At 39.9% G+C, this 10,808-nt stretch carries 10 protein-coding genes and 2 rRNA genes; 8 read left to right on the top strand and 4 right to left on the bottom strand.

All coding sequences use genetic code 11. From position 1 onward, the window contains the following. From ATS76_RS05385 to ATS76_RS05375, 3 genes are all read left to right on the top strand, one after another. Nucleotides 1-222, top strand: a 23S ribosomal RNA gene (locus tag ATS76_RS05385); the annotation flags it as partial. A 140-nt stretch (nt 223-362) separates the two neighbouring features. Further along, nucleotides 363-477: ribosomal RNA gene (gene rrf, locus ATS76_RS05380) — 5S ribosomal RNA — on the top strand. Nucleotides 478-1,111: 634 nt separating this feature from the next. Then, entirely contained in the window at nt 1,112-1,768 is a 657-nt protein-coding gene (locus ATS76_RS05375; protein ID WP_058551344.1) for an NAD(P)H-dependent oxidoreductase, read from the top strand. 48 nt (nt 1,769-1,816) lie between these two features. On the opposite strand, the gene ATS76_RS05370 is transcribed toward ATS76_RS05375, so the two are convergent. From ATS76_RS05370 to uvrD, 3 genes are all read right to left on the bottom strand, one after another. Continuing rightward, complete coding sequence (locus tag ATS76_RS05370) at nt 1,817-2,662, bottom strand: hypothetical protein (protein WP_058551343.1); 846 nt, start codon at nt 2,660-2,662, stop codon at nt 1,817-1,819. 100 nt (nt 2,663-2,762) lie between these two features. Continuing rightward, a complete protein-coding gene (locus ATS76_RS05365; protein WP_058551342.1) occupies nt 2,763-4,835 on the bottom strand; it encodes a GNAT family N-acetyltransferase in 2,073 nt (690 codons plus the stop codon). Continuing rightward, entirely contained in the window at nt 4,813-6,978 is a 2,166-nt protein-coding gene (uvrD, locus tag ATS76_RS05360) for a DNA helicase II (RefSeq protein WP_058551341.1), read from the bottom strand. The genes ATS76_RS05365 and uvrD overlap by 23 nt, the downstream gene beginning before the upstream one ends. A 311-nt stretch (nt 6,979-7,289) precedes the next feature. Here uvrD and ATS76_RS05355 point away from each other — a divergent pair, with 311 nt between their 5' ends. The 3 genes from ATS76_RS05355 (at nt 7,290) to ATS76_RS05345 (ending at nt 8,703) form a co-directional block, all read left to right on the top strand. Beyond that, nucleotides 7,290-7,514, top strand: coding sequence for a hypothetical protein (locus ATS76_RS05355; protein ID WP_006791382.1), 225 nt, complete (start codon nt 7,290-7,292; stop codon nt 7,512-7,514). A 116-nt stretch (nt 7,515-7,630) separates the two neighbouring features. Continuing rightward, nucleotides 7,631-7,999 carry a YacL family protein gene (locus ATS76_RS05350; protein WP_058405901.1) on the top strand — a complete coding sequence of 123 codons (369 nt, stop codon included), beginning with the start codon at nt 7,631-7,633 and terminating at the stop codon, nt 7,997-7,999. Between the two features lie 80 nt (nt 8,000-8,079). Beyond that, nucleotides 8,080-8,703, top strand: coding sequence for a dUTP diphosphatase (locus tag ATS76_RS05345; RefSeq protein WP_058551340.1), 624 nt, complete (start codon nt 8,080-8,082; stop codon nt 8,701-8,703). On the opposite strand, the gene yrfG is transcribed toward ATS76_RS05345, so the two are convergent. Then, on the bottom strand, nt 8,700-9,347 hold the full coding sequence (gene yrfG, locus ATS76_RS05340; protein WP_058551339.1) for a GMP/IMP nucleotidase: 648 nt from the start codon (nt 9,345-9,347) through the stop codon (nt 8,700-8,702). The two genes, ATS76_RS05345 and yrfG, sit on opposite strands and share 4 nt — an antisense overlap. 62 nt (nt 9,348-9,409) lie before the next feature. Here yrfG and nudE point away from each other — a divergent pair, with 62 nt between their 5' ends. Both nudE and cysQ read left to right on the top strand, forming a co-directional pair. Beyond that, the gene (nudE, locus tag ATS76_RS05335) at nt 9,410-9,982 is read left to right on the top strand and encodes an ADP compounds hydrolase NudE (RefSeq protein ID WP_033035276.1); all 573 of its coding nucleotides are present in this window, start codon (nt 9,410-9,412) and stop codon (nt 9,980-9,982) included. After that, a complete protein-coding gene (cysQ, locus tag ATS76_RS05330) occupies nt 9,975-10,778 on the top strand; it encodes a 3'(2'),5'-bisphosphate nucleotidase CysQ (RefSeq protein WP_058405903.1) in 804 nt (267 codons plus the stop codon). Before nudE ends, cysQ begins: the two co-directional genes overlap by 8 nt. Nucleotides 10,779-10,808: the final 30 nt, after the last annotated feature.

Raw genomic sequence — 10,808 nt, 5'->3', positions numbered from 1 at the left:
CTGGTGTTCGGGTTGTCATGCCAATGGCATTGCCCGGTAGCTACGTTCGGAACTGATAAGCGCTGAAAGCATCTAAGCGCGAAGCAGGCCTCGAGATGAGTTCTCACTAGACTTTTAAAGTCTCTGAAGGGCCGTTGAAGACTACAACGTTGATAGGCAAGATGTGGAAGTGGTGTGAGCCATTAAGCTAACTTGTACTAATTACCCGTGAGGCTTAACCATACAACGCCAAACGCGTTTTGTGTGATAGTTTAAGACAGAAGTTAATGACTAAAGTAGATTACTGACAGACTTAAAAAATATTATCAGATATTTTCCAAATTCAGTTAATGCGCAGAAATACGTATTAACAACCAAATTTGCTTGGTGACAATAGCGTTTTGGACCCACCTGACTCCATGCCGAACTCAGTAGTGAAACGAAACAGCGCCGATGATAGTGTAGCATTTGCTATGTGAAAGTAGGACATTACCAGGCTTCAAATAAGCGAAACCCGTTACAGCAATGTGACGGGTTTTTTGCTGTCTGGGGTTTAGTAAATAGCCAAGACCTCATGTCGAACTCAATAGTCAAACAAAACAGCTCGATTCGAAAGAGTCGGGCTTTTTTACGTCTATAGAAAAGTAAAGTTAAGCATTTTCTTCTCTTAAGCGAAGCGCCTCTTTGTGAACAGTGTTTTGGCTATCGAATGAATTGAGCGATGGTAGTGCAACATTTCACTGCTACTCTTCACCGCGGTGGGTTCCACAACATTCTACTGCGTAGCGAACCGACTTCAAATATAAGAAAGTCCGACTAGCAATAGTCGGGACTTTTTACGTCTATAGAAGAGTAATATTAAGTATTTCCTTCTCTAAGGGTAGAGCCTCCTAAGCGAAGTGCTTCTTTGTGAGCAAAGCATGTTTAATCACACTAAAATCACTCAATACTTTTGCCAGCTAATAAAGTAACATTTGTTTAAGTTAGATCAATTAGTCGAGAGATATGGTTTATCTATTATCAATTTTTTTTATAAAGTCTTTTAACTTTATTGCTAATTATCAAATGCTCTTTAAGCAATTAAACTAACTCCATCTTGTATTTACATACTTACATTAAGACGGAGAAAAGCATGTCTCACCAAATCATTAAAGACTTACACAATAGATACACTGCAAAGCAATATGATGCATCAAAACGTATTTCTACAGAAGATCTGGAAGTAATTAAAGAAGCTATTCGTCTGTCGGCTTCTTCAATCAATTCTCAACCTTGGAAATTTGTTCTAGTAGAAAGTGAAGAAGGTAAGAACCGTTTACACGATACATTCGCTAACAAACACCAGTTTAATCAACACCATGCTAAAGAGGCATCTCACACGCTTTTACTTGCTTATGACCCTGAGTTCACTAAAGAGAAGTTTTCGAAGCGTGTTGACGTAGAGGTAAGCTCAGGCCATCTACCAGCAGATATGCGTGATAACTTTATGGGTGCATATGCATTTGCTGAAATGAACACAGATGAAAATGGCTACAACGGTAGTTGGACTAAAGCACAAGTTTATTTAGCACTAGGTAATATAATGCATACTCTAGCGCGTTTAAACATAGCTTCTACACCTATGGAGGGTGTAGACCCAGACTTAATTGGTGAAAAGTTTAGCGCTGAGCTTGATGGACACATTTGTGAAGTTGCGCTAGCTATGGGTTACCCTAATACCGATGAAGACTGGAACCATGGTTTACCAAAAGCGCGTCTAGCGTTAGAAGATATTATTACAACTGTTTAGCATAGTAAACCTTATTTAAAAGCCGAGGCTCTCTCGGCTTTTTTGTGTTTAAAATAAGCCATATGCTTCCGTTTTTTCGGTTTCTTCTTGCAGCGTAGCAGGTTTAAATATGACACTAGGATCTAAAAGCACACTATGGTTTTCGGCCATTTTTATTAGGCCTCGCATCATACCTTTAGTTTGTGGGTCTATATCAAAGCCTATATCAGTTAGCTTATCTAAGGGTTTGATGTCTTCTTTTTTATAATCTAGGCTGTCTTCCACTTTATCGACGAGTAGCCCCACATGAGGATTTATACCGTCTTTTGTTGTGAATACAATTATTGGTTTGTAATCTAAAGTAATTTGCTCTTTTGCAGATTCAAACAGCCTCTCTAACTGAGCAATACTGCTACTTTTTATTTTACTGAGTAAGTTGTTTACCTGCTTATGTTCACCTTGCTTGTGAGCAGTGACTGCTTGCTTAGCTTGTACGAGTAATGATTCGAAAGGTTCATTAAAGCGAGACATAGTAAGCTTTAAATCAGGGTTGTCGGTATTGAACTCTTGGTAAAAAATAATAAAGTCTTGAAGCTCAGTTTCATTAATAGTTAATGTTTCTGATTGAGTTAAGAGGTTTCTTTCTAGTGTATTGAACCAGCTAGTTTGTTTGTCTTGCCATGATCTTAGCTGTTTTAAAATATGTTTGTTGCTTTGCTCCGTTGATATATTATTTAAAATAATTCCTAAATCGAAAACTGGAGTAGGGATATCCATATAATCTTTAACACCAATAAAGCTTTTGTTGTTGTTTGGTAGTGTTGTGAGGTTATTATCAAAGCGCTCGGTTAATAAGATATCAAGTATTTTTAGTGAAATGGTTTTGCAGCCCACTTTAAAGTTTATTAATTCCATGCCTTTATCTTAATTTACCCATCAATGTATTAAGAATAGAACAAATCCACCAAATAGCTTAAGTAACTATGCTAATTAATCACTGTATTAAGGAGGCTGATTATTTAATAGCTTTAGTTAGTTTTAACACTGCTTGTTTAAAGTGTGTTTCAAGCTCTTTTTTACCTTGGATATTTAATTGCTCAATAAGATTTTTATCGCTTTCATTTTGCAAAATTAATCTAATTAATAATTGCTTATCGCTTTGTGTTAAGTAATTAATGATTGAGGGCGTCTCAGTGATAACTTGCCAAATAGTGGGCGAAATACTAAATCGAGAAAAATGACTATTAAGTTGTCGTACTATACGTTTTTGCGTATCTGTACTTATAGGCTTATTTGTAAACGGGGCAATAAGTACACTTACAAGCTGCCAGTCAAGGTGCTTAAAGTGTGTGAGTAAGGCATAAAATATATCGTTTTGAAAATCAGCTTTTAATTGTTTCAGCGTACTTGTATTGTTGTTTAAATACTTCACAACGAGTGCTGAGTGCTCGCCAGTGCTTTTATCTTTTTGATAACCAAGTTTTATGGTACTAAATCCTTGGCTTTGCCAAAATTTTAATAGCTCATAGGTGGCGCCAAAACTAGCTCCAAACCAATAACACTCATTACTAACTTTTGATTCGCAGTAACTCAGTAGCGCTTTACCTAGCCCTTGACTGTGAAGGTTAGGAGCAACAGCAATTCTTACTACGCGGGCAGAGAATTGAGTAAGGCACTGGGGATCATTGCTTAGCTGCGAGAGAGTCTGTGCCATTAAATGACCTTGAGGGCGGCGTTCACCTTTTAGTACTTGCTCAGTAAGCTCTGTGGTTAAACCGCCCTCTATTGAGATTAAACACACTCCCACTAATTGGTTATTTATCTGGGTTATGAATAATCGTTGCGCAGGCGCATCAAGTAGCTGGCGTAAATCATTAACGCTACTTTGATAATGTGCTAAGGAAAGTAATGCAATAACCTGCTCAAGTAACGGCTCGTTTTTTGTGAGTTGTTGTTGAGTAATTTCACTGTGGACTAGGTTATTTAAGCCATTGCGTTGAGTTTCTTCGTACTGTGCTTCGAGTGCGAGCAAAGTGCGTATATGGCGTTCTAGCGGATCGGCTTTTGCAAACCTTAACGGTGCATCAAGTGTGACAATATTAGCGGCTTTGTACTTTGCTTTAACATACTGACTAAACCTAATTGTATAACCTCTACCATTGCCCTCATAGCCCACTAAAGTGCTTGCAAATACAATACGCGGATAATGCTTAAGCATTTTGAACAACAGAGGAACAGGTATTGCAGCTGCCTCGTCAACAAGTAATAAATCACACTCTGGCAACGAGCTTAATAATGAGTCTGGAGCAATGTACTGTAAATTGGCAAGCTGCTTACTTTGACTTTCGAAGGGGATGTTTAACTCATTGCTTAAATGTTTAAAGCTACTATGAGTGGCTTTAAATTGTGTGCTGCAAAGTAGTATTTTTTTATCTATAAGTTTTGCAGCAGCAAGTCCAAGCGCTGCAGATTTACCACGGCCTCTATCGGCATTAATAAGTAAAGGGCGATTAGCGCGACCATGAGCCACTTTAATTATATTTTCTACACAATGCTGTTGCGGTTCAAAATCTATTTTATTGGTAGAGCTTTCGCTGGTGATATTACGTGTACAGCCATGTAATTCACTAAAATGAAAAGCGGGTAACGATTGTATAACGCGGGCAATGCGTTCATTAAAAAAGCTATGGCTTACTTTATACCCGTGAGACTGCACTGTGCTTAGCGCAGGATCTGGCCAAGTTGAAAGTTCGCTTAATTCTGGTAGCAGTAAATATAAAATACCGCCAGCTTTTACCGTACCTGCAATGGCAGCCAATATATCAGGGTGTAAGCCACTAAAGCCATCGTAAACGGCGTGTGAATATTCTTGCCCTAAAATTTGATGGGTACGATTAGGCCACTGCGCATTATTTAATGTGGTATTTTTAGAAACGACGAGTGTGTTTTCAGTTTGAAGTAATTCACCTAATAGCTTGTAGCACCAAGCGGTACTGCCAGTAATGAGCACAAGTTGGCGATGATAAGTGCCAACCAGTGTTCTTTCTAACGTGTTTACGTGAGCTTTATACAGCTTGTAATCGTGCATAAGCCGTTACCAACCATTTGCTACCTAAGTCATCAAAGTTTACCTGTACGCGCGATTGTGCGCCGCTGCCTTCATAGTTAAGAACCGTGCCAATACCAAACTTAGCATGCAGTACACGTTGACCTAAATTAAAGCCGCTGTCTTCAAAGGCGGCATGGCTTACTGATGCACTAAAGCGTCCTGCTGCCGGCGGGCGCGACACTTGCGTTTTAATCCTTATTTCTTCAACGCAGTCTTCAGGAATTTCGCGTAAAAAACGTGAAGGACTATGGTATTTCTCTTGTCCGTATAGGCGGCGGCTTTCGGCGTGGCTAATGTATAATTTATCCATAGCGCGAGTCATACCTACGTAACATAGGCGACGTTCTTCTTCTAATCGGCCAGACTCTTCATTACTTTGCTGCGATGGAAACATACCTTCTTCCACGCCCACCATAAATACAAGCGGGAATTCTAGGCCCTTAGCTGAATGCAGAGTCATCATTTGCACGGCATCTTCGTGCTCATCAGCTTGACCTTCGCCAGATTCAAGCGAGGTATAGGCTAAAAAGCCTTGTAGTGGTGAGCTAAACTCTTCTTCTTCAGGGAGTTCGTACTGATCGCACGCGCTTATAAGCTCTTCTAAGTTTTCTACACGAGCACGACCTTTTTCGCCCTTTTCTGCCTGATACATAGCCATAAGGCCAGACGTTTGAATTGCATACTTAGCTTGCTCTTGTAATGTAAGGTCGCTAATTTTGTCTTCAATGTGCTCAACCAGCTCAACAAATTTGCTAACAGCGCCGGCTGCTCTGCCCGATAAGTGCTGTTGTTCAACAATAGCTTTCGCTGCGTACCATAACGGAAGTGACTCAGCACGGGCGCAGTCGCGTATATGACTTAATGTTTTGTCGCCAATACCACGTGCAGGGGTATTAATTACTCGTTCAAATGCGGCGTCGTCTTGGCGATTACCGACTAAACGTAAGTACGATAGCGCATCTTTAATTTCTTGACGCTCGAAGAATCGCATACCACCGTAAATACGGTATTTTAAACCTTCTTGTAGCATGGCTTCTTCAAGTACACGAGATTGCGCATTACTACGGTATAAAATGGCGGCGTCTTGTAACGCGTTACCGGCATTTAACCAGCTACGTAATTTACTGCTTACAAAGCGGGCTTCATCTAGCTCGTTAAAGGCGGCGTAAATTGATATAGGCTCGCCCTCGTTGCCATCGGTCCATAAGCTTTTACCCATGCGCTCTGAGTTATTTTTTATAAGCGCATTAGATGCTTTAAGAATAGTTGCAGTTGAGCGGTAATTTTGTTCAAGGCGAATAGTTTCGGCGTCAAAGTCAGTTAAAAAACGTTTTATATTTTCTATTTTAGCGCCGCGCCAACCATAAATACTTTGGTCGTCATCGCCCACAATCATAATACTTTGGGTATCGCCTGCGAGCAGCTTTAACCATGCGTACTGAATGGTATTGGTATCTTGGAACTCGTCCACCAGCATGTGCGCAAAGCGCTGTTGGTAGTGACGAAGTAGTGTAGGGTTATTTTTAAGCACCTCATAGCTACGTAGCAGTATTTCAGCAAAATCGACTAAACCAGCGCGGTCACACGCTTCTTGATACGCGGCATATACACGCAGCATCATTTGCTCGTTTATATCGTAGGCTTGAATATCTTTAGGGCGAAGGGCTTCGTCTTTTTTAGCGCTTATGTACCAGCCAAATTGTTTAGCTGGCCATTTTTTATCATCAATATTCATTGATTTTAATAAGCGCTTAATCATTCTTAGCTGATCGTCAGAGTCTAAAATTTGAAAGGCTTCTGGTAAGTTAGCTTCACGGTGATGAGCGCGTAAAATTCGATGTGATAAACCATGGAAAGTACCAATCCACATGCCACCGACCGGTGCTTTTAAGGTTTCTTCTACTCGAGAGCGCATTTCTTTAGCCGCTTTATTGGTAAAGGTTACCGCAAAAATACTATAAGCAGAGGCTTGTTCAACCTGCATAAGCCACGCAATACGATGAACTAACACTCGTGTTTTACCAGACCCAGCACCCGCCAATACCAACATGTTTTGTAATGGGGCTGCAACGGCATCGCGTTGTTTGTCATTTAAGCCATCGAGTAATTCAGAAACGTCCATCGTTACGCCTTTTTAATCAATATTGAGGGCAGTATAACAGGTGTTTTTGTTAGGCTAAATAAAATACTGTTTTTATGAACAGCTATTCTAAAAATAACCTCTAAAACCAATCAGCTGGTTAGTTTTAGTATCGATAAGTGACTAAAATCAATAATAAAAATAATCAAATTGACCTATATTTAGTAAAAAATACCAAAGCAATTAGAGAGTCGTAATTTAACTAACTGATTTTTAAGCTTTAATAAATTGGCATAAAGTGTGATAGTAAGTAAATAACTAAAATTTAAAATTAATTAACTACAGAGGTGAGTATGGCTGATCAAGGGTCTGGCGGTAATGTAATTGCTGCGTTGTGTAATATATTTTTTCCTGGTTTAGGGCAATTAGTACAAGGGCGTATTTTAGCTGCTATATTTTTTGCGCTAGCTATTGTCATAAGTTACGCACTTATATATGTACTCGTTGGTTTTGTATTAGTGCCTATTATTTACTTATGGTCAATTATTGACGCAGCGCGTTATAGATCGCGAAGTTAACGGCTTTAGAGCTGAATAAAATGGCGCCCGTGTGGCGCTATTTTGCTTTATATGTCCTGTGGTTTGCGGGCGTTTACGTATATAATTACGCAATTAAAGATTTACAGGCAAACCCTATGGAATATCAATTTATTCGCGACCCTATTAGTGGGCTGCGCATTAAAATAAGCAGCGAGCATGCAATCATTGGCCGTTGGTTAAACGAAGAAATTGGCAAAGACAAAGTGGCTATGGTGCAAGCACTTATTGCGTCGGTAAAAACGAGTTTTGAGCCTGTGACTCTAAAAGGCCAAGAAATAGATTTAATTTTATCTAAAGATGAAGCCTTATTTGAAGCGCATGCACTGCACCAAGACAGCGAAGACTTAATTGCCTATCAAGATGACGATTTAATGCTTGAAGAAAACGACTTAAGCAGTGGTTGTGGTTTTGAAGACTTTATTGATTTAATCGAGTCGTGGTATGAGTTTACCAGTAATCGATAAAATAATTAAAACAGACATAGCAAATGCAAAAACAGCGCTTTCTCTGTATTATTAAACAACTAAAAACGACAGGAATTGATATGTCTGCCAATTTAAATAAGCTAGTAGTCATGCTAGAAATGCAAAACGCCATGAATACAAAAGTGCATGAGCAATGGTTTACACAAGGGTTTGAATGGTATCGCGCTATTTGGGTTGAGTGTGCCGAAATGCTAGATCATCATGGCTGGAAGTGGTGGAAAAAACAAACACCCGATACCGAGCAAGTTATTTTAGAATTAGTTGATATTTTTCACTTTGGTTTGTCGCTACGTATTGACGGTAAAACAAGCTATCAAGACTTAGCAAAGCAATTAGAAAGTGAGTTGAGCCAAGTACAGCAAGCGGACGACTTCAAACAAACGTTAGAAATACTTGCGGCATCAGCAGTTGCAGATAAAGCGTTTAATGCAGCAGCATTTGCCGGTTGTATGGCACAAATGGGCATGGATATTGACGATTTATACCGTGGTTACGTCGGTAAAAACACCTTAAATTTTTTCCGCCAAGACCATGGTTATAAAGATGGTAGCTACATTAAAGTATGGAACGGCCAAGAAGATAACGAACACTTGGTTGAAGTGGTTAAAAGCCTTGATACCGAACATGCAGACTTTGCAAAGTTAGTTTACCAAGGCCTTGAGGCACGTTACCCAAAAAGCTAAATAATAGTACGATAGTCGGTTACATTTAAGTAATCGGCTATTTCGTTGTGTGGTTGCTGGCTATCTGGGTTAGCAACCGCAAGTAAGTGTCCAATGCCGTATTTTTTTGCGGCATTTAATACAGCTACGCTGTCGTCAACAAACAAAGTACGGGTTTTGTTAAATCCTAAATCATTTTGTACTTGGTGCCATAAACTTTGCTGCTCTTTACTTACGCCATATTCATGCGTCGACACTACACCATCTAAATAATTATCGATTGCGGTGTGTTCAAATTTCATCATGACGTTTTCAGGATGCGCGTTGGTAAGTAATATAAGCTCTTTTCCTGCTTTTTTTAGCTCCGTTAAAAAATAGGGAACGTCATCACGTACTTTTATAAGGTGCTGTGTTTCTCGTTTTAAATCCATAATTGGTAATTTAAGCTGATCTTCCCAATAATCTAAGCAATACCACTCAATTTGGCCACTTACAGCTTGATAGCGTTTAAAAATATCTTCTTTTGCTTCGCTCAGGCTTATATTTTTGGCTAAGGCATGTTGTTGTGGAAGAACAGTTAACCAAAAATGGCTGTCATAATGTAAATCGAGAAGTGTTCCGTCCATATCAAGTAAAACGGTATCGATTTTTGACCAATTTAGCATGGGCTTTTCCCTGTGAAAAGTTTATGATTAAGCACAACTGCCATGATAGCAAATTAACGCCAATGACACAGAAAAAGCATCCAACACCTCCTCAAATCCTAAGTAATAATGTTGTCGCTAAAAGTCGCCTATTTACTGTGGAATCTTTAGAGCTTAAATTTTCGAATGACGAAGAGCGTCAGTATGAACGTATTCGAGGTGGTGGCAGGGGCGCTGTAATGATTGTGCCAATAACGGCCGATAACGAAATGCTGCTAGTGCGTGAGTATTGCGCGGGCACCAATGACTACCAGCTAGGCTTTCCTAAAGGACTTATTGACCCAGGCGAAACGCCAGAGCAAGCTGCTAATAGAGAACTTAAAGAAGAAGTAGGTTTTGGCGCAGACTTTTTTAAACCATTAAAAACAGTGACCATGGCACCCAGTTATTTTAATGCCACCATGCATATTTTATTTGCTAAGCAATTATATCCGCAAACACTTCCAGGCGACGAGCCTGAGCCTTTAGTTGTTGTTAAGTGGCCATTAACGCAATGGCAGTCATTATTAGAGCAAGATGATTTTACCGAAGCACGAAGTGTTGCCGCTTTGCTATTATTAGATAAGTACTTAGCATCTGGAGCTGCCGATGAATAAATTATTAGAACCTTGTATTGAATTAGCCGAACGTGCAGGCGATGCCATTATGGCTATATACAAAAAAGATGATATTGGCCAACAAGAAAAATCAGACCACACACCAGTCACTAAGGCCGATTTAGCTGCAAATGATGTGCTTGTTGCAGGCTTAAAGGCACTTGCGCCTGATATTCCAATCATGTCTGAAGAAACGCCTATCCCTGCATTAGCCGACAGGCAAGATTGGCAGCGTTATTGGTTACTTGACCCCATGGATGGCACTGGTGAGTTTATTTTAGAAAGTGGTGATTTTGCGGTAAACATTGCGCTTATTGAAAATAACCACCCTGTACTGGGTGTTATTCATTGGCCGTCAAAAGGTATTACGTATTTTGCGAGTGCTAAAAATGGTGCTTTTAAGCGTGAAGAAAAGAGCGACACACAAATATACGTAGCTCCGCCTGAAAGTTTAACACTAGCGGTAAGTCGCCGTCAGAAAATTGAGTCGGTGAGCCAATACTTAAATAGCCAATTTACAACCATTGCGGTTGGTTCGTGCTCGTTAAAAGCATGTATTGTTGCTGAAGGTAAAGCGGACTGCTTTTTAAGAATAGGCCCAACGGGTGAGTGGGATACAGGGGCTTCACAAGTTATTGTAGAAGAAGCGGGCGGTTGCATTACCGATGCAGAGTTTAACCCTTTAACGTATAACCAACGCGAGAGCACTGAAAACCCAGATTTTATTGTAATGGGCCATCCTGATTGGGAGTTTCAAAAAATGATTACTCCTCACCAACGAGCGAGTATAGAATAGGTTTTGATTGCTTTTTGTTCACTTGAACGG

The organism is Pseudoalteromonas sp. 10-33, assembly GCF_001469195.1.
Classification (GTDB): Bacteria; Pseudomonadota; Gammaproteobacteria; order Enterobacterales; family Alteromonadaceae; genus Pseudoalteromonas.
The sequence above is the reverse complement of the archived record's forward strand: the minus strand, read 5'-3'. Positions and strand labels throughout refer to the sequence as shown.

Excerpts from the sequence above, each read along its gene's own strand:
- ATS76_RS05355 (WP_006791382.1), top strand. The coding sequence starts at position 7,290 with ATGGCTGATCAAGGGTCTGGCGGTAATGTAATTGCTGCGTTGTGTAAT.
- ATS76_RS05345 (WP_058551340.1), top strand. The coding sequence starts at position 8,080 with ATGTCTGCCAATTTAAATAAGCTAGTAGTCATGCTAGAAATGCAAAAC.
- uvrD (WP_058551341.1), bottom strand. The coding sequence starts at position 6,978 with ATGGACGTTTCTGAATTACTCGATGGCTTAAATGACAAACAACGCGAT.
- ATS76_RS05365 (WP_058551342.1), bottom strand. The coding sequence starts at position 4,835 with ATGCACGATTACAAGCTGTATAAAGCTCACGTAAACACGTTAGAAAGA.
- nudE (WP_033035276.1), top strand. The coding sequence starts at position 9,410 with ATGACACAGAAAAAGCATCCAACACCTCCTCAAATCCTAAGTAATAAT.
- ATS76_RS05370 (WP_058551343.1), bottom strand. The coding sequence starts at position 2,662 with ATGGAATTAATAAACTTTAAAGTGGGCTGCAAAACCATTTCACTAAAA.
- ATS76_RS05350 (WP_058405901.1), top strand. The coding sequence starts at position 7,631 with ATGGAATATCAATTTATTCGCGACCCTATTAGTGGGCTGCGCATTAAA.
- ATS76_RS05375 (WP_058551344.1), top strand. The coding sequence starts at position 1,112 with ATGTCTCACCAAATCATTAAAGACTTACACAATAGATACACTGCAAAG.
- cysQ (WP_058405903.1), top strand. The coding sequence starts at position 9,975 with ATGAATAAATTATTAGAACCTTGTATTGAATTAGCCGAACGTGCAGGC.
- yrfG (WP_058551339.1), bottom strand. The coding sequence starts at position 9,347 with ATGCTAAATTGGTCAAAAATCGATACCGTTTTACTTGATATGGACGGA.